This window comes from Paenibacillus sp. DCT19 (genome assembly GCF_003268635.1).
Classification (GTDB): Bacteria; Bacillota; Bacilli; order Paenibacillales; family Paenibacillaceae; genus Paenibacillus.
This window is the reverse complement of record NZ_CP029639.1, coordinates 424,082-447,431: the sequence shown is the minus strand read 5'-3', so window position 1 is coordinate 447,431 and position 23,350 is coordinate 424,082. Positions and strand designations below refer to the sequence as shown.

Sequence of the window (23,350 nt, the reverse complement as noted above, 5' to 3'; positions counted from 1 at the left end):
GCTTTAAATAATTTCCTATATTCATTCATATCTAAAGACATTTACTTAGTTATGTCTGCTTTTGGATTAATTGCAGTAATAAATATAATTAGCAATTGTTATATTTGGAAAACAAAAATTAAAAAATACAACGATGAACAATAAAACTTAAAAGCCGGCTCTCCTCTGAATGGAGGCCGGCCTTACTTTATCCACTCCTCACCCCACATGTTTCCAGTATTATACATCTCCCGTACAACCACTGTACATCCTTATACATCAAAAGGCAGATACCCTGAAGGTATCCGCCACAATTCAGCCATAGCTCGTTTTACTCTTTGGAAGAGGATTTTACACTGTTAAAGGCTACAGGGGATGGCTTAGCTGCCCATTCATCTGCTTGTGGCTCAATGTCTACACCACTGAGGATCTTCTTTTTCTCCATCAAAGAATCCCCATCTTCATCCAGTTTGTTACGAATTGCAGCCTCATCTTGAGGTTGATTATTCTGTGTCATGTCGGAATCCTCCTTATTCGCTGTATTCGTGATGATGTTCCTTTATTTAATGTACCAACTATTGGCAGGATCATTCATTTGAGAAAGTGTACGTTGTTCAGGAAACAAAGGTTTAGACTAAGCATTAATGGTATATTTATTAGAGATACTAGCTTATCTGCAAATGTTTACTAAGGGGTGAAACATGGATATCACTCAGAACAATTGGAATAAGATGCTGACAGCTGGCGTTTTTAAATTTTGCTTTCTAAAACCTTTTCTAGTCGGAATTTATACATTTGGATTTTGTATCGTTTTAATTGTAGCTATGCACATGTTTAGTTACGGTTTCAACAATACGTTGAATGCTTTCCAGATACAATGGAGTTCACCTGGAGTTATTATTTTGATCACACTGTGTATTCTGACTTCGATATCAGGTATTATAAAAAACTGCTATCTATGGAAAAAACACTCTGATAAATACAGCAAAAAAAGTATGTAATCTCAAACAAAGGCCGGATCTCCATTGAAGGAGTCCGGCCTTTTGAAATCCATGCAAAAAGGGATTATCCCACTTTGCATATCTGTATTGGATTTTGCATGATCTATCTCTAGCAATGCTCCTTGCTAATTAAACCTGATCCTGACGCGCCAATGTAGCCAGCGCTTGTAGCGCCGAATTGATCTCGTGCTCCACCGCGTTCGCTACCGCATCCGTATGCGGATCATACTCGGCAGCCAGGTCACTGTCTGCGAAACCATCAATCGCTACGATTGCACCAGCACGAGCACCTCGCAAGGTGCTGATGATGTAGAGCGCAGCAATTTCCATCTCTGCAGCAAGCGCACCTGCCTGCTTGTACTTGCGATGTGGAATTTCTTCTACTCCGGTGAAGAAAGCATCCAGCGTAACAGTAATGCCTACTCCCACCTTAGTTGCACCTGCTGTTGATGCATCGGAAGCTACAGAGGCTCCATCCGTCCCGGTTCCCGTGCCCCGTGCAGCTTCAATCAGCGCTTGTGTAACACCGATATCTGCTACAGCTGGGAAACCATCTGGCACGAGCTGGCGTGTCAATCCATCCGTGCGAACCGCTGCCGTGCTGACAATAACGCTACCAGCTGGATAATCAGCGGTATACGAGCCTGCTGTTCCTACACGAATTAGCGTGGTCACACCTGCACGAATCAGTTCTTCGAAACATACAGCCGCTCCCGGCGAACCTACACCATGACTAACCACAGCCATCTGTACACCTTCGTATTGACCCACAAATGTGCGATACTCGCGGCTGAACGCCAGTTCTTTCACCTGTTCTAACTTACGAGAAATCTTCTCCGCACGCGCCGGGTCACCACAGACGATGGCATATGCCGGCATGTCCTCAGAGTGAATTTGCAAAATCGGCATCAACATCTTAATCAAACTCCTTCTTCGTCCATTCGTCTTCTGGGATCGGTAGATCCTCACCCGAGAAGCGTTGCTCCTTGAACGGATCGGCAAAATGGTGGAACCCGTTATTCTCCCAGAATCCATTGCGGTCTTCGGTCATGAACTCAAGCCCACGTACCCATTTCGCACTCTTCCAAAAGTATAACTGCGGCACAACCAGCCGTAATGGATACCCATGCTTCGGCGTAAGTGGCTCGCCATTATATTTGAAGGCCAGTAATACATCGTCATGCATAAGCTCTTCGAGTGGAACATTCGTTTCATAATCATGATCTGCATGAACCATCACATATTTCGCCTCTGGCTTAACGCCAAGAAGCTTCACGAATTCGGAAAAGCGAATGCCTTCCCACGGCGTATCAAACTTGGACCAACGGGTTACACAGTGGATATCACTCACCGTATTCACCTGAGGCATCGCCTGAAGCTCTGCGAAGGAGAATACTTTCTCCTCCTCAACTTCACCGAACACCTTCAGATCCCATGTAGATAGGTCGTACTCGGGCACTTCTCCTTCATGCAGGATCGGGAATTTCTCGGTCAACATCTGCCCCGGCGGCAGGCGATCTCCATGCTCAGCACCTACTTTGGGTGCGGGTGATTTCGTCTTTTTCAACCGTTCAGCCTTATTTAGCAACGTGCTCCCTCCCTTTTCATAAACTCTCCGTGGTGGAACTTAACGAATTAACGCGAGCTTCCGCCCGCTTTCAATGCATCCTGTTGATAGGTACGGTCTTTGAAGAAGAACATCGCTACCAGTGTTACGATATACGGCAACATTTGCGTAAAGTGTGTTGGCAACGTGAAGCCCTGTAGACGAATACTGAATGCCTCCATGAAACCAAACAGCACACTAGAACCCATTACCCCAAGCGGATTCGCCTGTCCCAGCATCGTAGCCACGAGTGCAATGAATCCACGGCCAGCCGTCATACCTTCGGTAAACATGGTCACTTGTCCAAGCGACAATTGCGCCCCAGCGAGCGCACACAAGACACCACACATAAGGACAGCCCCATACTGGATACCACGAACCTTGATGCCAATACTCTGTGCCGCTACTGGATTTTCACCAACCGAGCGTAGGCGGAATCCGGAGACGCTTTTAAATAGATAGAATTGGAGTCCAATCACAATGAGAATGCCCAGATAGATCAACGGACTATGACCTGAAAATACATCACCCACCCACGGGATATCCTTAATCAAAGGAATGTCCCATTTCGGTAGACCTTGCATGTCTTTATCGTAGTATGCGCCTTTCACGTCGAAAATCGCACGTAGTGCAAAGGTCGTTAGCCCTGCGGCCAAGAAATTAAGCGAGATACCGACGACGATGGCGTTTGCTTTTAGATTAATACTAATAAAGGCAAATAACGCTGAGAACAGCATAACAATAATGATAGAAAAGATCACGGCAAGCAATACATTGCCAAACAGGTAATTACCCACGATCGCTGAGAAGGCTCCAATGAGTACAAGCCCTTCCAAACCCACATTGAACAGACCAACCCGGGAGCATAAAGCACCGCCGAGCGCCGCGAGCAGGATCGGAGTCATAATCCGTAAGGTAGAGCCGAACAAGGCGGCATCAAACAGTTGTTGCATTGGACTTTTTCTCCTTTCTCCGCTTCAGGAATGAATATCCAATCTGAGCCGATACAAATAACGTTAATACAGCCTGGATTACACTGCCCACTTCCAGTGGAACATCTGTATTCCGCTCCATGCCCATCGCTCCAGTCTGTAGTGCAGCGAGCAATACGGCTGCTACCGCTGTACCGAGTGGATGAGAGCGAGCCAGCAATGTAGCCATAATGCCGCTCCAAGCATAACTAGCTGACGACAATGAACCATCAAGGAAACGATATTGAGTGCCGAGCACTTCCCCTGCTCCAGCAAGCCCTGCAAGTCCACCACTAATAATCATGGATAACATCATCATCCGAATGCGGCGAACACCACCATACGTAGCAAATGAAGGATTGCTACCTAACATACGAATCTCGTAACCAGTGACCGTTTTGTGAGTGAACCAATAGATTAGAATGGCAGCTACGATCGCGATAATAAAACCAGCATGTAGGCTCATTCCTTGAAATAGCTTCGGTAGCCATACGGTCTGATCAATCATGGGTGTCTGCGCCATAGCCGCAGAACCCGTCGTATCTTTAAACGGATAGGATACCATATACCCGCCGAAGTTAATGGCAATATAGTTTAATAGTAATGTCGTGATTAATAGATTCATGCCAAACCGTGCATCAAGCCAGCCTGCAAATAAAGACCAGATGCCTCCGGCAATAATGCCTGCCACAATGGCTGCTATACATACGAACCAACCCGGTCCTGGCAGATAGAGCGCCGTTAGCGCCGCACTAAGTCCACCTAGAATCATCTGGCCTTCTGCGCCCATATTGAAAAATCCAGCACGGAACGCTAGCGCCACGCCAAGTCCTGCTAAGATAATCGGCGTAGAACGAGCCAATGTATTAGTGAAGAAGTAGAAGTTGCCGAAGGCTCCTTTCCACATCTCCGCATACGTATCGACCACAGACCCGCCAACAACCATAATGGCTATAGCGCCTGCCAGCAGACCAATCAATACAGCAAGCAGCGGCTGTACGAGCCCACGAAGACTTTCCTTTACCCGATTCATACCCGCTCTTTCCCTCCTGCCATTAACAAGCTGATCTGTTCTTCCGTCGCTTCATCTGCCTGCAGCTCTCCAGCAATCTCGCCTTCATACATCACCAGAATACGGTCGGATAATTGCAAAATCTCAGATAACTCAGAAGATACTAATAGGATCCCCGCACCCTCATTGCGCTTACGCAGCAATTCAGCATGAATTGTCTCCATTGCTCCGATATCTACGCCCCGTGTAGGCTCAGCAGCAATGAGGAACGGAGTATCTTGAGCAAACTCACGTGCAGCAATCAGCTTCTGGAGGTTACCCCCGGATAAGAACTGTGCTTTCGTCTCCGCAGAACCGGTCTTGATGCTGAACTGCTTAATCCAGTTCTCCACCATGGTTCGGGCTGCCTTTGCTTTGATAATGCCGCGTGATTGTAGCTTATGGTGGTGTCCCATCAATCCATTTTCACGTACACTAGCATCCTTAGCCGCTCCCCACATATAACGATCCTCAGGGATGTGGGCTAGTCCGTGTTCACGAATGCGTCGCACAGGCCAGTTCGTTGTATCCTGTCCTGACAACAAGACACGACCACGATCCGCTTTTCGCAGTCCAGCAATAACCTGGATTAGCTCAGATTGCCCGTTGCCGGAAATTCCAGCAATCCCGACAATCTCACCTTTTCGAATGTTCATGTGAATCTGATGAAGCGCAGAACGATCCTTGCCTCCTGACAGATTAACATCCTCCACCTGAAGCACCGTTTCAGTCGGAGCCGCCGGCTGTTTATTCATCCGCACAAGCTCACGTCCTACCATTAACCGTGACAATTCTTCGATGTTTGTGTCTTTGGCGTCGAGCGTGCCTGTAACCTGACCATCGCGAAGAACGGTAATCCGATCTGCCACATCCATAACTTCTTGTAGTTTGTGTGTGATTAAAACAAATGTTTTGCCTAACTTGGCGAGTGATTTCATATTCGCCAGCAGTTCCTTCACTTCGAGCGGTGTCAGTACCGCCGAAGGCTCATCCAATATAATGATATCTGCACCCTGATGCAGCACCTTCAAAATCTCTACACGCTGCTGCAAACCAAGCGGGCACTCGGCTACTTTTTTCCATGGATCCACGGGCATTCCATACTTCCTACCCAGCTCATTCACTTGTGCCGCGGCCTGTTTACGGTCGAACACCCCTGCAGACGCTGGCTCACGACCAATGACGATATTCTCGGCAACCGTAAAGGAAGGAAACAGCATGAAATGCTGATGTACCATGCCAATACCGCTGGCCATGGCTTGAGACGGGGTTGCGAAGCTTACCTCACGTCCACGAACCTTGATTGTGCCTGATGTAGGCTGCTCCATCCCGTACAACATGCGCATTAAGGTTGTTTTACCTGCACCATTCTCACCCACGAGGGCATGGATTTCCCCTTCACGCAAATTAAAACGGATATCCCGATTCGCCGTGAATTCGCTGTACTTTTTCGTAATCTGATCCATCTCCAGCAGCATATCGCGCGTTCTCTCCTCTCAGTTAATATAAGTTCAACAAGAACCTGTTACTCTTGCCACTACGATGACAGAATAGCTTTCCGATCGCTGTTATCCCCAGATTTTTTTGATCCCTTTCCCTATGGGGAAATCCGAGGATAAAGGCGACCGCTTCGCTTCTTCAAGCTATTTCTGTCCTCTCCGTTATCGAGTAAACGTTTAGTTGAACATATACGCTTCATTATAATAGCAGCAAAACCGGCTGCCTGAACGGGCAGCCGGCTAATCAACACATTCACATCAAACACTGTAGACTATTGTTGCAATGGATCTTTTACAACGATTTTACCGGATACGATATCATCCTTAATTGCTGTAACTTTGTCAATGACCTCTTGTCCAACAAAATCACTTAATGGAGATTCGCTATCACGTGTAACGAATGTCAGACCTACACCGTCTTCTTTCAGACCGTAGTTTACAGCGCCTGCCTTGAAGTTACCTTCTACATAATCCTTCACTGTCTCGTAAGCAACCGTATCCGTTGATTTCAACTGGGACAATACGATGTGCTCTGGATCTTCAACTGTGCGGTCCGTATCTTGTCCAGAAGTATAGAAGCCTTTTTCCTTAGCAGCCTCGAACACGCCAAGGTCACCTACAGCAGATGCACCAGCGATGAAGTCAGCGCCTTTGCCGAATTGCACCAATGCCAATTCTTTTGCTTTTGCCGGGTCATTGAATCCACCAACATAGTTTACAAGGAATTCTGCATCCGGGTTAACGGACTCCAGACCTGCTTTGAAACCTTCTGTATATTTCTTAATCAGTGGAACGTCCATTGCAGCGATCATGCCGACTTTATCTGTCTTCGTGGACAATCCAGCAGCTGCACCAAGCAGGTACGCTCCTTCATATTCACGGAAACCAACGCTACGAACGTTAGGCAGATCAACAGTTGTGTCAACAATTGCGAAGGATTTGTCTGGGTTCTCAGCAGCAACCTTTTTCAGTGCATCCTCAGCTTGGAACGTCGCAGTAATAATCAGATCGTAATTTTCAGCAACAGCAGCACGCAGATTTTGCTCGAATGCAGCCGGATCTGTTGATTCGATTGTCTTCGTATCTACTTTGAACTCTTCGCCTGCTTTTTTGAAGCCTTCATCCATCTGTACAAAGAAAGGGTTAACCCCTATTTTTTCGGGAAGTACCAGAGCCATCCGAAGGGATTTCTCAGAATCGCCACCTTGAGCGGATTGTTCGTCTTTGGAAGCCGAAGTTCCACAAGCTGCCAACAAAATAGCCAACATAATGATCGATAAGACGAACGATAAACCTCTTTTCATTTCGAAAATTCCCCTTTTCAAAATTCTTTTTTTATTATCCTAGCGGAAAGTGTCGATCCTTGTCAATAAATCTTTGAGACGTATTATTCAAAGAGTGATTTAAATTTTATATTTCATATAGGTTTTGTCAGAATTATATCGCAATCCTATTTATATGCCAACCATTTTCTCTACCCATTAATAAGCTGAGATTGAATCATGCAATTACACGAAAACATAGAAGATGGATGTAACTATATGAATTTTCAATAACGATATAGATTGTTTCAATTAAACAACAGGTGAGGAGTACAGTAGTATTTAATACCAAGTATATCGATTGAATTAATTATATTATTACAATGACATCATGAGCCAAGGTAACGGATAAACGGCATGTTGACATCTAAAAGGAGAGTGTGGATCTTATGCGTACAAGGAAATGGTGGATTTCAATAATTCTAACATCGGTTTTTGTTCTGTCAGCCTGCTCGAACGGTTCGAGCACAAAGCAGGCAACCCCAGCGGACAGTTCAACAGAGACAACCGCGGCATCAAGCAGCACGACAGGAAAAGGAGGGGATGCTACATACGCACTCGCTACCTCTCCTGATACGTTAGATCCTGCACGAAGCGGACTTGCTGTTGCTATCCGCGTTTACCGAACCCTCTTCGACAATCTGGTGGTAAAAACGGAAGATGGGACGATCAAGCCTTGGTTAGCAACAGAATGGGAGGAATCGGAGGATCATAAAACATATACGTTTAAACTACGCGAGGGTGTGAAGTTCCATGATGGCACACCCTTCAATGCCGAAGCGGTAAAATTCAGCCTCGATCGAATACTCGATCCCAACACTAAGGCTGGAAATTCAGCAGCATTAATCGTGCCTTATGAAAGCTCTGAAATAATTGATGAGTACACGATCCAATTAAATCTGTCGCAACCTTCGCGCGCTTTCCTCGGCAATTTAAGCCAAGCAGCGCTGAGTATAGTTTCACCAACAGCGGTGGAAAAGTACGGCGACCAGTTCGGGCAGCATCCTGTCGGTACAGGACCGTTCAAGTTCGTGAAATGGGACGAGAATGCACAGGTTCAGGTGGAACGTAATACCGACTATGCTTGGGCTCCCGAAACAGTCGAAAATAAAGGCGCCCCTTATTTAAACACGCTCACGTTTAAAATTTTGCCTGAAGAGGCTACTCGCGTAGGTAGTTTGCAAAGTGGGCAAGTGACTGCCATTGAAACAGTACCACCACAAAATGTGCTGGCGCTGGAGAAGCAGCCTGGCTTCCAACTGCTAAAAGTTAACACACCTGGTCTTCCGTATACGTTGTTCATCAACCAGAACAAAGAACCGTGGAATGAATTGAAGGCCAGACAAGCGTTGCAATACGGTATTGATGTTAGTTCAATCGTCAAAACACTCTATCTGGGCACGTACGAGCAAGCATGGTCAGCTTTAACACCTTCCATACTGGGATATGATGCTTCTCTGGAGAACGTAATCCAGATGAATCAGGCAAAAGCAGCGCAATTACTCGATGAACTTGGTTGGGAAGTTGGAACGGACGGCATTCGAGAAAAAAATGGGCAGAAGCTTACTCTGCATTATGTAGACGGATCTCCTAATCGGGAAAAGCGAAATGACATTGCTGCAATGATCCAACAACAACTCAAAAAAATAGGTGTACAAGTTAACGTGGAAATTACGCAGGACGTCGGTACCATTGTGTTTACGAATGGGGACTATGACATCTACGGTAACAGTCAGGTTAAGGATGATCCACATGCCTTACTTCCCTTCTACCACACAGCTGCTCCAGGGGCTAGAGCAACACTGTCCAATCTTTCCAGTCCTGAGGTCGATGAATGGTTGGAACAAGGTGCCATTGAATTTGACGATACGAAGCGTGCTGAGATATATGGCAAGGTGTTGAGATACATCCAGGACAACGCAATTATCATTCCGATATATATTTTCCCATACGTTGTTGGAGCCAGCGATACATTAAAAGGATTAAAATTTGATTATTTGGCATACCCAATTTTCAATGATGTCTATGTCCAGTAAAGCATTCTTGGTCTGAAGAATACAGCGACCGTTATATGAATCTACCGACATGAACGAGGCGCAATTCGCCATACACAGAAAGGATGAGAAGTTTGGTCAACAATGTGGATTCATTTATTTCCCAGAATGAAGAACTGTACCTGGAACGATTGTTCAGGCTGTTGCGGCAGCCTAGCATCAGCACGCAAAATATCGGTATGGCGGAATGTGCTTCTCTGGTACAAGAACTGTTCTCCGATTACGGTATCAAGAATCGTCTTTATGAAACTGAAGGCCACCCCATTATTTATGGAGAGTGGCTGCATCCGGATAATGAAACAACTGTGCTCATCTATGGTCATTATGATGTTCAGCCTCCTGATCCGCTGGAGGAATGGCAGAGTGACCCTTTTGATCCAGAAATTAGAAACGGCCGTATCTATGCAAGAGGAGCCGGCGATAACAAGGGGCAATTTGTTGCGAGCATACTAGGGGCCAAGGCTTATCTGGATATCCATGGACGACTGCCCGTGAACGTCAAATGGATCATTGAAGGTGAGGAAGAAGCCGGAAGCCGTCACCTGGCGGCTTTTGTGGAGCAGCAGCGTGAGCTTTTGCAGACAGATCTGGTCTATACAACAGATGGTTCTTCCCATGAGTCGGGAGCTCAGTCGATCCTGCTCGGCGTTCGAGGTGCCTTGGGCGTAGAACTGGTGGCTCAAGAAGCGAGATGGGACAATCATTCTGGCAATCTCGGCAACATTGTGCCCAATCCCGTATGGCGTTTAACCGAGTTACTGCACACGATGCGCAAGGGAGATCAGGTGACGATTGAAGGATTTTACGATGGCGTGAAACCACCAACACCACATGAAGAGCAAATCCTGCGTGACATCCCTTTTGATCTGGAAGGGGTTCGACGCAAGAGTGGTTACGATGCGCTTGAGATCGATAGCGATACGTATCATCGTAAGCTGATGTTTGAACCAACGCTTAATGTGTCTGGATTGTTTAGCGGTCATACAGGTAAAGGGGGAGGTCTATCATTCCAGCACGTGCCACAGCCCGATTGGATATTCGACTTGTTGCTGGACAAGACCCAGATCAGGTATTCGAAGCACTCGCCAACCATGTACAAAAACACGACGCGAGCATTACGCTGACGCGTAAAGGTGCAGTCCCGGCCTCAAGAACACCCGCAGATCATCCGGCTGTACTTGCCATTGCTGAGGCTATTGAGCAATCCTCAGGACAACGCCCTGTTATTCAACCCAGCCTGGGAGGTACGCTGCCAGACTATGTATGGACCCAGATTTTGAATGTGCCTTCCATTATTGTTCCCTATGCAAATTACGACCAAAACAACCACGGCCCTAACGAAAATTTGGAGATCAGTTACTTTTTCAGGGCAATACGCAGTACTTATTATGTGCTGGATAAACTGTCTCACGTGACTTTCAAGAAATAATAAACATTTTTATTATTGACAATCAGAGATGCCCCATGCTAGAGTCAATCCAACTTATTTGTTTTATTTATTCACATAGGTTTTGTCGGATTTATTTACTTATCTACTCTACTTACCACCCATTTTTAAGGAGGCTATTCATTTGAAGAAAATCACCCAGATCACACTTGCGGCTTTGCTTGCTGCTCCGGTCACACTTGGCAGCCTTAGCTTGCCTTCTTACGCTTCTGCAGCATCTGCAGCTCCTGCTTCTGCTCCATCGGTGTCCGTTAAAGGACCAGTAGCTCAAGCACCAACAGTTTATACAGAGAGCGCAGCAGACTATGCACAGTTCCTGCAAGCGAAATACAATGTGAAATTGCCGCAGCAGCCTACCAAAGGCGACTTCATCCAGGCTATTGCAGCCATTATTGAAGCTGATGCAGCTAGCGCGAGCACAGATGAAGCAAGTGAAGTTAAGGCTCCTGCCTTCACCGATCTGAAATCGGGTGATTCTGCTTATGATGCAGCCGTTTCCTTATACAATAGCGGCGTTATTACAGGTACAGAAGTTCGTGCCAACGACAAGCTCAGCACCTATGCTGCCGTATTTATCGCAGTAAAAGCAGCAGGCTTCAAAGAGCTGGCTTACACGTATTCTGAAGCAAAAACAGCGAAAGCGCTGGCTAAGCTTGGAATCGGCGCTGGACGTGTTCAAGGTCTTGCTGCACAAGAGTTGGCTGCTGCCGTTGATACCGGCTTGATTCCAGAGAGTCTATATCCTGCCCTCCGCAAGGGTGGCGTAGCGACTTCTGATTTTGCTAACATCCTACTTGGTCGCGTCTTGTCTAGCCAAGGAAATTACAAGAACGAAATTGGTCGTTCAGGCGATGCAGACATCTATTCCAAATTGTACGCAGCTTATCGCACAGCTGATCTCATTGAAGCACCTGCGCTGAGAGAGATTGTGGATCAGGCATTGCGTAATGATCTCGTGACAGGTTATAACCTGAAAGACACTCGTTTTGATTCCAACTTTATTGATGAACTGACGCTAACTTATGGTCATTCTGATATTCAACATGCCGTACAGTTGATTGGTCTTCTGCGCAGTGAAGGTATCGAGGCCGATGTGCAGTTCCAACCGAAGACTTCTGCCTTCATCTACCTCAAAGAGTGGGGCGAGCCTACAGAGACACCGGATTACAAAGTTACACAGATCGAAAATGGCAATTATATCGCCTATTCCAAAGAGTACGATATTCAGTTCGAGTTCAATACTACGGCGGACAAAGCACGCTTCAATGATATTATTCTGAAGTATGCGAAGAAGAGCACGGGCAATACGTCGAACCTGATTCACGCTTCATGGTGGCAGCCGCTTTACTACTCCGCTACTGCTATTGATGGGTATCCGGTGATTGCCAATACCAAAATCTCGCTCGGTCATTACTATGCACAGTCCTTCTCTCTTAAAGAGAAAGCAAAAGATATTCAAGACGGCTTCCGCAAGCTTGCTCCAGACGCAGATATCACAAGTTATACGTTCTGGGTGGATCAACCATTCCTTAACTACTTGAACGGCGAATCCGAGTAATTTTTGATATACGCACTCATGCAATAAACGTCATCTTTTGACTTACAAAATAACCGTTTTTACGAAACCTTATGGCACTTGACCCTTCGGTTTGTAAAGACGGTTTTTTCTTTATTTCTACAAATATATTGTGAAACTTAACTTAACTCAGACCCGCTGGGACAGCGATCTTGAAGGGATTTGGCCACTTCGATCCACCTCGAAAAATTTCCTTTGTGGAGTCTGATTTTCTTGCAGGAATTACCAATATAAGGTCGAATATCTTAGGTACACAAATACGCATTGATCTTACATATTTCTGCATGAACAGGAGTTAATCATGGTATATGACGGCATTATAATCGGCCTGATCATTGGACTATTTCGTGGTGGGATTCGCAATGGCCTCCACCAGTTCTCAGCACTCAAGCTGCGAGGTGGTTGGATTTTCCCAATGCTACTACTTGCTCAATTCGCGATCTTCTTTGTACAGGAGAAGTGGGATTGGGTTGCGTCCATTAACGGTTACCTATTTGCGCTAATTTACATCACAGGCCTTGCCTTTCTATGGTTGAACCGAGATCATACCGGTTTTACCCTGATCTGGATTGGTGTATTTCTCAATTTTGTCGTTATGGCAGTCAATGGCGGGCGCATGCCGGTATCGGTGGAGGCGTCTAGTGTGCTTGGCCCTTATTATGTCGATATGCTGCTTCAAGGTGGAGCCATTTCGAAACATCATATGATGGATGCCTCAACACATCTGGCCTTCCTAGGCGATATCATTCCACTCTCCAGCCCTTATCCACGTACGCAGGTCATTAGCATCGGGGATGTGGTTATGAACATCGGCATATTCCTGTTTATCCAGAGCATGATGGTTCCACGCAATCGCAAGTCTGCATCTATTTCAGCATCAGTGAAGACTGATGATCTGAAGTTAGACTCCAAGGAAGGGAGGTCTTTTCCATGAAAAAATTCGAAGGCATTAAATATTCCCGCCTTGTCATCAACGCCATTATCGTTGCTTCGGTCGTTGTTGCACTGACTTCGGGATACAAGTTGGGAGGCTAGTCCCCCACCAGCGTTGACGAAACAGGCTGCCTGCGGCCTGTTTTTTCTTTCTGGATTTTTGGCAAGCAACTTGTTATGTTATACATCGATATAGTATAAGATGATATTAATCTTTCACACCAAGAGCAGACTAAACCAGGATGTGTCTTAGAACTCCTTAAGTGAGATTCAGGACAAGTCCTAACCAGGAGATTATTTATGAACTTTATTCGTAACCTTATCCATAAAGCAGACCGAAGCCTTATCTATGTAATTTTGCTAAGTTGCACAGGCATCGGAGTTTTTCTCTACATGAATAAGTGGTCTTATCTTAGCTTGTCCACCGATGGATGGGTCATGGTATATACCATGTTGGGAGCAGCATTGATTCTGGATTATTTCACGTTTCAGATTCCCCCAAGGGCAATCAGCAATCGATGGACTCTTCTGTGTATCTTGCCTGCATCTTCATGTTTGGCGGGGCGTTCAGCCTATCCGTGTTGCTGCCCGTTTCCCTCATCCTCTTGATCAAGGAGCGCAACTTAACCTGGTGGAAACACATCGTCAATTTCAGCATATATACCTTAATGATCGCTGGAGCCTCCTCCATATTCCAATGGACAGGTGGACAGCCCGGACAGATCAATGGGTATAATCTATTGCCTTATTTTGCAGCACTTGCCGCCTACTTCATCATCAATACGATGACACTGGGACTGTTCTTTCATTTTTCCACGAAAAATGCATTACAACAGATGAAGCGTGCATTCGTGACTGAATCGCTTCTGGTTTACCTCTGTACGCTGATTCTAGCGCTCGTTCTGACCATTCTCGTTGTTCACAATGGCGTACTGGGATTAATTCTGTACCTGAGTCTGAGCATTCTGCTATCACACGCATTCAAGCAACTGTTTGTGATGTATCAGAGCATCGAGGAGAAAGCCAATACGGATCAACGCACCAAGCTGTTTAATCACAGTTATTTTGAGACGATGCTAGAAAATGAACTGAGCGAAGCTCGCAGACAAGGAACTCCGCTGTCGCTAGGTCTGATCGATATTGATGATTTCAAAAAATATAATGACCGTTTCGGTCACTTACAAGGCGACAGCCTGCTCGCTTTTTTCGGTGAATTTCTAATTCAACGGACGGAGAACACAACCGTTACTGCTTTTCGGTACGGTGGCGAAGAATTCACTTTGCTCATGCCAGGTATGGAGCTGGACGAGGCGTATACGTTTATGAATAAGCTCCGCAAACAGCTAAACGATACACCATTTGAAGGGGTCGAGGTATTCCCTCATGGTTGCCTTTCGTTCTCAGCAGGTGTTGCTCCTTATCAGGTTGATATGTATAACAAGTCCCAACTTGTCGACCAAGCGGACAAAGCGCTCTATTATGCCAAAAAGCAAGGGAAAAACAATGTGCATCGCCATGGTATTAACGAAGGTATGGAGCATGAGATCGATCTCGTACAGGATGTACGTGATATTGAGCAACAGCTTAATCTTTTCAGATACAAGGATATCGATACTTTCAAGCATTCGAAGAGAGTGTACAAATACGCTTTGGACATGAGTGAAGTACTGGAGCTGGACAATGCGGAGAAACGTCTTTTTGTGCTGGGAGCACTGATTCACGATATTGGTAAGCTGGAGATTCCATGGTCTATTCTGAACAAGAAGGACACGCTCACGTGTGAAGAATGGGAAACCATCAAGGGACATGTCACTTGGGGTAAAAAAATGGTGATGACGAACGAACGCTTCAACGATCTCATCCCTTATATCGAATTGCATCACGAGCGCTATGATGGACAAGGATATCCGTATGGGTTAAAAGGGAAAGAGATTCCTCGATTATGCCGTATGCTCACTGTTATTGATTCATTCGACGCGATGACTACAGAGCGGCCATATCAAAAAACGAAAAACTTACTTGAAGCGATCAACGAACTGCGTCGCTGCTCAGGCTCACAATTCGATCCGGACCTTGCGGAGTTATTCATCCGTTATATTGAGAAGCGTAACAAGCAACAACCGCTGTTCTAACATGCTGAGGACAAGAGCAGACTTGTCCCTACAACGCCAAAGCGCTATCCCCGATCTAATCGGAGATAGCGCCATTTTCATTTTCGTCAGGGGATGAATCGCATCTTAGTCTGCTTGATAGGAATGCAATTGCAGACGCTACGTTGTACGAATTCTACGGATCACGTTACCGAAATTGAATTGAATAGAATTGTACGGAAACTACTCCGTACGGGCGTTATTCAGCTCATGTGAAGTCTGATGCAGCTCTTTGATCATCTGCTGCAAAAACATGTTATCCTGGCGACTGATCCCGTGCTGATTGTCTTGAACGAGCATTTGGTGAATGTTCTTCTTGAGCAACTCACTGCGACGTTCCAATACCTCTTGATTCATGTTGATGCTTCCACTCCTTAACATGGTTTGTCATGAATTAACGTTCTTTATTAAGTATAGAGGACCTTCGCCATTAGGGAAAACAGACACAGACCTGCTCACCCCTTCACATCCATGCTCACATCCCTTGACAGTATTTCAACACATGTTGTTCTTAGATATCCTTCTATATCCTCCCACATCCACCCCAAAATCCTCTGAACCTTGGAAACTATGGTCTTAAGACAAGCTTGCGTTATACTGTAGTCAGACGATGTTCCAGTTATGATAAAGGAGTTAACTAATTTCATGTCCTATAAACAAATTAAATGGATGATCCTGTTGATTCCTACAATCACCGTCGGGATCTGGGAATACATACGCCATCAGTTTCTCATGCCCTATCTTTCGATGGATGCAGGGAACTGGCTTACGCCCCTTATTGTCTATCTCGTCAGTGTGACCTTGCTCAGTCGATTGTTTCTCATGCTTGAAAGTGCCAGAGCTGCTCTGGAGCAGGAACGCGCCTCTAAGGCCGCGCTGGAAGCACGAGATCAGCTGGCTCGCGAGCTCCATGATGGGATTGCGCAATCTCTCTTCCTTCTATCTGTGAAGACAGACAAAGCCGAACGAAGTCTTGCAGGCAGCGGTCATGAACAAGACATTCAGGAGATTCGCAAAACGGTACATGAGGTCAACGCCTACGTCAGACAAGCGATTGCTCAGCTACGACATGTGCCTGCCCGAGATGCCGCTCCGGAAGGTATCGCTCTACGAGGACAGGTCGAAACACTCGTTCGAGATACTGTACCGACAGCTCAGGTTAGGTGGGAGCTGGATGATTCTTTTTTTACACCGAAAGAACAAGTGGAGTTGATCGCCTGCATCCGGGAGGCACTTATGAATGTACGCAAACATGCTCAAGCTACTAAGGTTGAGGTTCAGGCAACCGGAGATTCGAGGCAGTGGCATGTACAGATTCAGGATAATGGCAAGGGCTTTGGTGGAGACCCGTTACATCTCAAGGATCGATATGGTCTGCGCATTACGAAGGAACGTGCCGTTCAGATGGGCTGGTTCCTGACGCTGGATTCGGAGCCGGGGTGTACTCGGATATCGATTGGAAAGGAGCATATCTAACATGGAACATGTACGTGTGTTGGTGGTTGATGATCATGCCCATGCGCGTGAAGCGATCTGCAGTATATTGGCGGAAGATACATTATTCGAAGTCATCGGCACGGCATCGAATGGACAGGAAGCCTTAGCACTGACGGAGCAGTGGATGCCTGATTTAATTCTCATGGATGTACAGATGCCTGATATGGATGGGCTGGAAGCCACACGTCTGATTAAGATGCGTTACCCTTATGTCATTATCGTTATGGTTACCGTGTCGGATGATGTAACCTATCTATTCGAAGCGCTCAAACAAGGGGCTCAAGGGTATTTGCTGAAGAATCTATCTCCTTCTACCTGGCTTGAATACTTGTGCGCCATCGTCTCCGATGATGCACCACTGAGCAGAGAACTCGCCTACCGTATCCTTCAGGAATTCCCTGCTCCTCGTAGCGAAGATGTTCCGGATAACCCTCTTACCGCAAGGGAACTTGAGATTCTGCAATGGGTGTCTGCTGGATACACGAATCGGGAGATTGCTGATCAGCTTGGCATTTCGGAACAGACCGTGAAGAATCATCTGAAGAACATTTTACAGAAGCTCCAATTGGAAAATCGTGTTCAATTGACCCGTTATGCGTTAGAGAGCGGGATTGCAGGAAGAAAACCTCGCAAATAATCTGCAAACAAGAACGAAGGTGCATTCATGCTTTTGTCACAATTATGCGGATAAAATCATTTTTTTATAGCCCTATGTAGTCATACGCCATCATTTTGGACAAAGTTATAATGGTATAGATTGTTGTCGGATCGATAAAAGTGCGTGTTCAAAAAGAGCGGTTTTCAGTACCAAGAAGGTGGGATGAAGATAGAAAATGGAGTAGCGGAGCGTAGGCAAAACTACGTGAGCAACTACATTGTTTCCGAAGGAAACAAACTTCGTAAGCCTCGACTTATTTCGGCTGAATCCCAGATTCGACGCTGAGATGCCACTCGCGCATCCTTCGTAATCAAAAGCGGACTTTTTGAACAACCTCTAAAAGAACTACAATAGGGACTACAATTCTATAACCTGAGGGTGATGATTTTTTGAGTTTAGTAAGCTTTACCCTGAAACGAAGCAAACGGCATTGGGCCATCATGGTTGCCCTGATGTTGATCTGCTGTCTTGTTATGCCGCAATGGGCGTCTGCTCATGCCTATATTGTTAAGGCTTCCCCGGCAGAGAATGAACTGTTAGTTACTGCTCCAGAGCTTCTGTCTTTGGAGTTTAACGAATCCTTGCAAACTGCCTTTTTTGATATCAAAATAACCGCGCCTGACGGGACGAGAGCCGATGACGGAAATGTACAGATCGATGCTGCACGTCCACATATTATGGAGACAGGTCTGCGCAGTGGATTAGGGAATGGCACGTATGCCGTCAACTGGAAAGCCGTCTCTGCGGATGGTCACCCCATCCAGGGTGCCTATGTGTTCCACATCGGAGAACCTTCCGGAGCACCTGCAGGACTGGCAGACCTTACTTCTGGTGCGGGTGAAGGTAGCGGGCCGATCAAGTGGATTTTATCCCTAACGGATTGGATTCAATATCTTGGCTTGTCTGTGATTCTTGGCACACTCGCCTTTCTACTGTTCCGCATCATGCCAACATCTATGGCAAGGGAACCACTGGATGTTCCGGGAAGTCACAAACTTCTGTGGATCAGTTACGGCGCAGCTTCACTTGCGGCAATGCTTAGCCTGCCACTAAGTACATTATACGAATCCGGTGTATCCCTGAGTGAATTGAGCTGGGCACTAATCGGAAGTGCACTTAAGCTTACATCCTTTGGCTTGATCTGGATCGTACAGATGCTTATCATCATGTTGCTGGCAGTGACCATTCTCTCTGGCTATGATCGAGACCGATCCATGCGAACCCGCATCTGGTCTTCGTACGGCTCCCTGCTTCTTGTGCTTGGCTGGTTGTTTACGCACGCAATGACGGGTCATCCTGCAGCTGCGGAACAACGGGTACTTGCGATTACCATGGATTATGTACACCTGATTGGGGCTGCGTTCTGGATTGGCGCCTTGACCGCCATGGCGATCTGCCTGCCGCCACTCACGGATCAGCTGCCTCGGAAACTACGAGGAGATATCTACTGGACGGCCATACGCCGCTTCACTGCTTGGGGCATTGGTGCCGTTGCACTCCTGGTCGCTACGGGGATATATGGCAGCCTTGTTATTCTGCCTGCACCTATACTTACGTCGTTGTTCACTACAGCATATGGTCTGGTTCTGATTGCCAAAGTTGTATTGCTCATTGTCATGCTCGCCTTCGCTTGGCGTCATGCTCGACTCGCTCGTTCAGGTAGTGGCGATAGACTCGCCGGCAGTCTCAAAGCCGAACTTGCAGCAGGAGCAATTGTTCTTGCCCTGGCTGCTGTGTTAACTCACCTATCTCCTGGACAACCTGCACCGGTTGGTCCATTCAACGAAGTGCAGACCACCGATGATGGCACAACCATTTCACTTCAGGTGAGTCCGAATGTGACTGGGGAGAACGTCTTCGAGATTGGTGTTAAGCGTGCAGATGGCAGTGTCGTTAATGACCTGGAGCAAGTCACTTTATCACTGACGCACCTGGATATGGACATGGGTATATATGAAATTACCATTCCGAAAAATGACACTGGCGTCTACAAGGCTGAAGATTATATCTCTATGCCAGGACGTTGGAATATCAAGGTGCATCTGCTTACACGCAGCCTGGATGCGCTGGATGTAGAGTTTGAAATCGACACCGCTAGTCCATAGTATATTAACGAAATCACATTGATTCGTAGCTCACTCTTAAAATTAAGTTTGGGTGTAATGCAAAAAGTAGTGAAGAGGACGAAATCGATTCTGGAGAAGCAAAGCGCTCGCCTTTATTCCCGGATTTTCACTTATAAATTGGAATCCAAAAAATCCGGGAATAACAGCGATCGTAAGAACGATTCGTACGCGGAACGGCCTCTTAGCACAACACCAGCACTTATTTTTTGAAATGAGACTGAAGCATATATGATAAGAACTGAGAGGGGTAATTTATTTTGAAGAAAACATCATGGACTTCCAAGCTTATATCTACTGTATCCGCAAGTGCTGTAGCACTTCTGGTGTTTGCCGGGTTCGCTAGCGCACACGTTACTGTGAATCCAACGGTAGCACAGACAAGTGCATGGCAGACGTATACGATTAAGATTCCATCTGAAAAAGAACTGCCAACAACCAAAATCACGCTTAAAGTTCCGGAAGGCGTGGCTTTCAAACAATACCAACCACTCGCAGGCTGGAAGATCTCCACTGAGAAGAACGACTCCAATGAAGTTACTTCTATTACATGGGAAGTCGATGGAGATAACGAAGGAATTCTGGCTGGACAATTCCAACAGTTCAACTTTGTCGCTCAAAATCCGCAAGCCGAAACTGAAGTAGCTTGGGATGCTTTCCAGTACTATAGCGATGGTAGCATCGTAGAATGGACAGGTGAACCGAGCGACAGCACGCCGCACAGCATTACAACTATCAGTGAAGACCCGGCAGCAGCAGGTAATGCCGCAGCGGGTGGAGATCACCATAGCAGCGCAGCGACTGGTAACGAGGGACACGATGATACTTCTACTGAGGCGGGTGCTGGTGACACTAACGCTACTGGTGATACCCAAGCTGACGACGATACAACATTAGGAGATGCTCTGACAGACACAGTGACAGGCGAACCTAACAATACAGATTCAGACCCAGGCACACTCAAGCTGCAACAGGCGACATTGATTGTATCCATTCTGGCATTGATCATGTCATTCCTGGGAATCGCTCTCGCAACACGCCGCAAAAAACGCTAATTTAGATCGTTCAAACAGTCCGCTTCACATAGTACTATGCACGCTGAGAGTAGCACAATTAAGCGGAGCATACGAAGATAAACGCAAAGGAACCGTTGACTTGGGGATATTCTCCACATGCCAACGGTTTCTTTTTTTTTACACACCTTAGCGTTCCTGATCCGTCTGAATCATAATCTCGATGTATTGAATCAGGGTTCTCTTCTGTTGCTCAATCGAATGAATCCGTGAGGATAGACCTGCAAAGAACGCCTCAATCTGCTCTCGTGTATAGTCTGCCGATTGCCCTTTCCAATCGTTAAGACGCGCGTACAGCGCTCTCGCCTCTTGCTCGTCGGCTTGCAGACGGACAAGCAGCTGCGACAGTTCTTTTTCCGCAATCCGCAGGTCATTCAATTCCACCAGCAATTGTCCGCTCACTTATGTTCACCTCTCCTATGTAAATTTCAAGGTTTGGCGGATTCGCCTGTCCTAATTAAAACTTACCTGTGTTTGATCCGCTTGCCTGAAGGCATCTGCCTTCTCATCAATAAAGTTCAGGAACTGGCTCGTATGCTTCATATGCCATGTGCTGAGCTCATTGATCGAAGCATCGAGCTGCGTAACAATCGGTTCGAGCCTACGACTACGGCTGGAATGCAGATACTGTGCCATGCGATGTCTGATCTGATTCAGCTCCGAATTGCACTGCTGCGCGTTCTGCTTCCAACGGCTTGCTACGCTTTTTAGTTCTTCCGGCGTGACCTGAATCAACCCGGAAGCGGCTACCGCTCCTGCCATACCTTTGGCGAGACCGCTTGCCTGAACACCTAAATTACGCATAAATCCGGCGAGATCAGTCAACACGTTGGAAGGCTGGCGCGGGGAGTAATTAATTTTTTCTCCAGTAACAGGATCATATAGATCGTTAGCAATATATCCGTTCCCATCGAATTTGTATCGATCAAGCTCGTGATAATTTTCTCCGCCAAACGTATTGTCGATCTTCTCCTTTATGTCTCCAAATCCAAAAAAACTACCCTTATTCATGTCTTTATAGTTGGAATCGATATAGTACGTTGAACCAACATGGCGATCATATCCATCGAAGAAACCACTCGCCACAAAATCACCGGGATGAGCGTAGTTCGTAACCTGCCCATCAAACCCACCCTCTTCAGCTTTACGTTTCATCTCTGGTGTGAGGCTGGAGATGACGGACGGTGCGCTAAAAGTGACAGCTGGTAATCCCGTGTAGGCGGCCGCATACTGGGCATTGCCGCCTCCGAGGGAGTGTCCTGTTAATGAGAAATTCAGATCCTTATGCTTATTTTGCATATCCTTCGCATAATCTTCTGCTTCATACATTTGATTGGGCTGAACACTCAAATGTTTATCTACAAATTTATCAACATTGCCCTTGGCATTCTCTAAATAGGTTACTCCGGTAACATCCTTCACTTTCTGCACGGTTCCCGTTACCCAATCCGGTGTAAAGTCTGTCTTCTGCTCCCATTTTCTCCCGAGCTCTGGCAGACCGATCTGTGCATCGGCAAATAAGTCAGGCCCTTTGCGACCCCATCCAGCACTTCCCTCTGTACCGCGGTACGCAATGACCGCCTCACTTGTCTCGGGATTATAGAAGGTTACCGCATCAAAGCCAGAATAACCGTTGCCATGTGTGTCCTCAAGAACCTTCCATCCAGGGAGTGTATCATATTCATCCCCGGCTTCTAGATCTTCATAAGCAAGCCTCGACATCTCTTTGTACGTTTCATCATCTATTTTACTCAACTACGCTCTCCTCCTAATTTAAGAAGTCGTTATATATAAATTGACTAAAAAGTATTTACACTTGCACTCCGATGACAGAATAACCTTCCGATCGCTGTTACCCCAGATTTTTCTGATTCCCTTTTCCAAAGGGAAAATCCGGGGATAAAGGCGAACGCTCCGCTTCTCCATGTTATTTCTGTCCTCTCCGTTTTCATGTCACTTTTTGAACGGGTCATAGCCTTTATCTAACAACAGCTTCTTAAACTCTTCACTCATTCCCATACTCGTTACTTCTTTTCTCTCGTAATTCACATACAGATTGAATCGTTGCTCTTCATGATCAACAACATGACCTTTGAGTGATATTTCAGCAACCGCTATGCTTGGAAGTTTCTTCTCGCTAGTGACGATAACATCAAGATCATATTTTTCCTTCATATGCTGGATAGCAATGTTCTCTGCTTCCTGTAACAAAGCCTCGTCTTCATTTTTATTCATGCTCTGACAGCCTCCTAAAATAAATGCAGATATTATAATTAAACAGAATAGACACACATATTTTTGCATTGGTTTCACATGGGTCACCTTCTTCGCATTGTTTTCAGATCCTACATCCATCCTATGAAAAAGGAACATATCCTTGGTTTATAATAATGACTCTTCTTCTGTTATC

At 46.2% G+C, this 23,350-nt stretch carries 20 protein-coding genes and 1 pseudogene; 10 read left to right on the top strand and 11 right to left on the bottom strand.

All coding sequences use genetic code 11. The features are described from left to right. Positions 1–310 precede the first annotated feature (310 nt). From DMB88_RS02055 to DMB88_RS02025, 7 genes are all read right to left on the bottom strand, one after another. Positions 311–496, bottom strand: coding sequence for a hypothetical protein (locus DMB88_RS02055; RefSeq protein WP_056703799.1), 186 nt, complete (start codon positions 494–496; stop codon positions 311–313). A 613-nt stretch (positions 497–1,109) separates the two neighbouring features. Continuing rightward, positions 1,110–1,895 carry a nucleoside phosphorylase gene (locus DMB88_RS02050; RefSeq protein WP_128100005.1) on the bottom strand — a complete coding sequence of 262 codons (786 nt, stop codon included), beginning with the start codon at positions 1,893–1,895 and terminating at the stop codon, positions 1,110–1,112. Between the two features lies 1 nt (position 1,896). Further along, entirely contained in the window at positions 1,897–2,568 is a 672-nt protein-coding gene (locus DMB88_RS02045; protein WP_056703787.1) for a sulfite oxidase-like oxidoreductase, read from the bottom strand. Between the two features lie 47 nt (positions 2,569–2,615). Then, entirely contained in the window at positions 2,616–3,539 is a 924-nt protein-coding gene (locus DMB88_RS02040; protein WP_128100004.1) for an ABC transporter permease, read from the bottom strand. Continuing rightward, positions 3,523–4,590, bottom strand: a complete 1,068-nt coding sequence (locus DMB88_RS02035; protein WP_128100003.1) for an ABC transporter permease — start codon at positions 4,588–4,590, stop codon at positions 3,523–3,525. The genes DMB88_RS02040 and DMB88_RS02035 overlap by 17 nt, the downstream gene beginning before the upstream one ends. Continuing rightward, the gene (locus tag DMB88_RS02030; RefSeq protein WP_128100002.1) at positions 4,587–6,086 is read right to left on the bottom strand and encodes an ABC transporter ATP-binding protein; all 1,500 of its coding nucleotides are present in this window, start codon (positions 6,084–6,086) and stop codon (positions 4,587–4,589) included. Before DMB88_RS02030 ends, DMB88_RS02035 begins: the two co-directional genes overlap by 4 nt. Positions 6,087–6,379: 293 nt before the next feature. Beyond that, positions 6,380–7,411, bottom strand: coding sequence for a BMP family lipoprotein (locus DMB88_RS02025; RefSeq protein WP_128100001.1), 1,032 nt, complete (start codon positions 7,409–7,411; stop codon positions 6,380–6,382). Between the two features lie 407 nt (positions 7,412–7,818). Here DMB88_RS02025 and DMB88_RS02020 point away from each other — a divergent pair, with 407 nt between their 5' ends. The 6 genes and pseudogenes from DMB88_RS02020 to DMB88_RS02000 all read left to right on the top strand — a co-directional run bounded on the left by DMB88_RS02020 (position 7,819) and on the right by DMB88_RS02000 (position 15,571). Beyond that, entirely contained in the window at positions 7,819–9,465 is a 1,647-nt protein-coding gene (locus DMB88_RS02020) for an ABC transporter substrate-binding protein (protein ID WP_128100000.1), read from the top strand. A gap of 92 nt (positions 9,466–9,557) precedes the next feature. Beyond that, on the top strand, positions 9,558–10,607 hold the full coding sequence (locus tag DMB88_RS02015) for a M20/M25/M40 family metallo-hydrolase (RefSeq protein ID WP_254438418.1): 1,050 nt from the start codon (positions 9,558–9,560) through the stop codon (positions 10,605–10,607). After that, entirely contained in the window at positions 10,514–10,912 is a 399-nt protein-coding gene (locus DMB88_RS30655; RefSeq protein ID WP_254438417.1) for a zinc-binding metallopeptidase family protein, read from the top strand. The genes DMB88_RS02015 and DMB88_RS30655 overlap by 94 nt, the downstream gene beginning before the upstream one ends. Positions 10,913–11,054: 142 nt before the next feature. Then, positions 11,055–12,488 (top strand): hypothetical protein, encoded by a 1,434-nt coding sequence (locus DMB88_RS02010; protein ID WP_128099999.1) that lies wholly within the window; start codon positions 11,055–11,057, stop codon positions 12,486–12,488. Positions 12,489–12,807: 319 nt separating this feature from the next. Beyond that, positions 12,808–13,440 (top strand): DUF5317 domain-containing protein, encoded by a 633-nt coding sequence (locus DMB88_RS02005; RefSeq protein ID WP_128099998.1) that lies wholly within the window; start codon positions 12,808–12,810, stop codon positions 13,438–13,440. A 299-nt stretch (positions 13,441–13,739) separates the two neighbouring features. Next, positions 13,740–15,571: pseudogene (locus DMB88_RS02000) on the top strand (diguanylate cyclase). Positions 15,572–15,772: 201 nt separating this feature from the next. Here the strand turns inward: DMB88_RS02000 and DMB88_RS30095 are convergent. After that, positions 15,773–15,946 (bottom strand): hypothetical protein, encoded by a 174-nt coding sequence (locus DMB88_RS30095; RefSeq protein ID WP_164848580.1) that lies wholly within the window; start codon positions 15,944–15,946, stop codon positions 15,773–15,775. A 288-nt stretch (positions 15,947–16,234) separates the two neighbouring features. Here DMB88_RS30095 and DMB88_RS01995 point away from each other — a divergent pair, with 288 nt between their 5' ends. The 4 genes from DMB88_RS01995 (at position 16,235) to DMB88_RS01980 (ending at position 20,922) form a co-directional block, all read left to right on the top strand. After that, entirely contained in the window at positions 16,235–17,065 is an 831-nt protein-coding gene (locus tag DMB88_RS01995) for a sensor histidine kinase (RefSeq protein ID WP_128099997.1), read from the top strand. A gap of 1 nt (position 17,066) precedes the next feature. Then, positions 17,067–17,723 carry a response regulator gene (locus DMB88_RS01990; RefSeq protein ID WP_128099996.1) on the top strand — a complete coding sequence of 219 codons (657 nt, stop codon included), beginning with the start codon at positions 17,067–17,069 and terminating at the stop codon, positions 17,721–17,723. Positions 17,724–18,133: 410 nt separating this feature from the next. Then, the gene (locus tag DMB88_RS01985) at positions 18,134–19,849 is read left to right on the top strand and encodes a copper resistance CopC/CopD family protein (RefSeq protein WP_128099995.1); all 1,716 of its coding nucleotides are present in this window, start codon (positions 18,134–18,136) and stop codon (positions 19,847–19,849) included. 278 nt (positions 19,850–20,127) lie between these two features. Continuing rightward, positions 20,128–20,922: a YcnI family copper-binding membrane protein gene (locus DMB88_RS01980; RefSeq protein WP_254438416.1), complete on the top strand. Its 795-nt coding sequence runs from the start codon at positions 20,128–20,130 to the stop codon at positions 20,920–20,922. Between the two features lie 147 nt (positions 20,923–21,069). Here DMB88_RS01980 and DMB88_RS01975 read toward each other — a convergent pair whose 3' ends face one another. The 3 genes from DMB88_RS01975 to DMB88_RS01965 form a co-directional block, all read right to left on the bottom strand. Beyond that, the gene (locus DMB88_RS01975) at positions 21,070–21,342 is read right to left on the bottom strand and encodes a hypothetical protein (RefSeq protein ID WP_056703751.1); all 273 of its coding nucleotides are present in this window, start codon (positions 21,340–21,342) and stop codon (positions 21,070–21,072) included. A gap of 51 nt (positions 21,343–21,393) precedes the next feature. Next, on the bottom strand, positions 21,394–22,695 hold the full coding sequence (locus tag DMB88_RS01970) for a Tle-like phospholipase domain-containing protein (protein ID WP_128099993.1): 1,302 nt from the start codon (positions 22,693–22,695) through the stop codon (positions 21,394–21,396). A 198-nt stretch (positions 22,696–22,893) separates the two neighbouring features. Beyond that, the gene (locus tag DMB88_RS01965) at positions 22,894–23,175 is read right to left on the bottom strand and encodes a hypothetical protein (protein ID WP_128099992.1); all 282 of its coding nucleotides are present in this window, start codon (positions 23,173–23,175) and stop codon (positions 22,894–22,896) included. Positions 23,176–23,350 lie beyond the last annotated feature (175 nt).

Coding starts and splice junctions, on each gene's coding strand:
- DMB88_RS02055 (WP_056703799.1), bottom strand. CDS start 496: ATGACACAGAATAATCAACCTCAAGATGAGGCTGCAATTCGTAACAAA.
- DMB88_RS02050 (WP_128100005.1), bottom strand. CDS start 1,895: ATGTTGATGCCGATTTTGCAAATTCACTCTGAGGACATGCCGGCATAT.
- DMB88_RS02040 (WP_128100004.1), bottom strand. CDS start 3,539: ATGCAACAACTGTTTGATGCCGCCTTGTTCGGCTCTACCTTACGGATT.
- DMB88_RS02035 (WP_128100003.1), bottom strand. CDS start 4,590: ATGAATCGGGTAAAGGAAAGTCTTCGTGGGCTCGTACAGCCGCTGCTT.
- DMB88_RS02030 (WP_128100002.1), bottom strand. CDS start 6,086: ATGCTGCTGGAGATGGATCAGATTACGAAAAAGTACAGCGAATTCACG.
- DMB88_RS02025 (WP_128100001.1), bottom strand. CDS start 7,411: ATGAAAAGAGGTTTATCGTTCGTCTTATCGATCATTATGTTGGCTATT.
- DMB88_RS02020 (WP_128100000.1), top strand. CDS start 7,819: ATGCGTACAAGGAAATGGTGGATTTCAATAATTCTAACATCGGTTTTT.
- DMB88_RS02005 (WP_128099998.1), top strand. CDS start 12,808: ATGGTATATGACGGCATTATAATCGGCCTGATCATTGGACTATTTCGT.
- DMB88_RS30095 (WP_164848580.1), bottom strand. CDS start 15,946: ATGAATCAAGAGGTATTGGAACGTCGCAGTGAGTTGCTCAAGAAGAAC.
- DMB88_RS01995 (WP_128099997.1), top strand. CDS start 16,235: ATGTCCTATAAACAAATTAAATGGATGATCCTGTTGATTCCTACAATC.
- DMB88_RS01990 (WP_128099996.1), top strand. CDS start 17,067: ATGGAACATGTACGTGTGTTGGTGGTTGATGATCATGCCCATGCGCGT.
- DMB88_RS01965 (WP_128099992.1), bottom strand. CDS start 23,175: ATGAATAAAAATGAAGACGAGGCTTTGTTACAGGAAGCAGAGAACATT.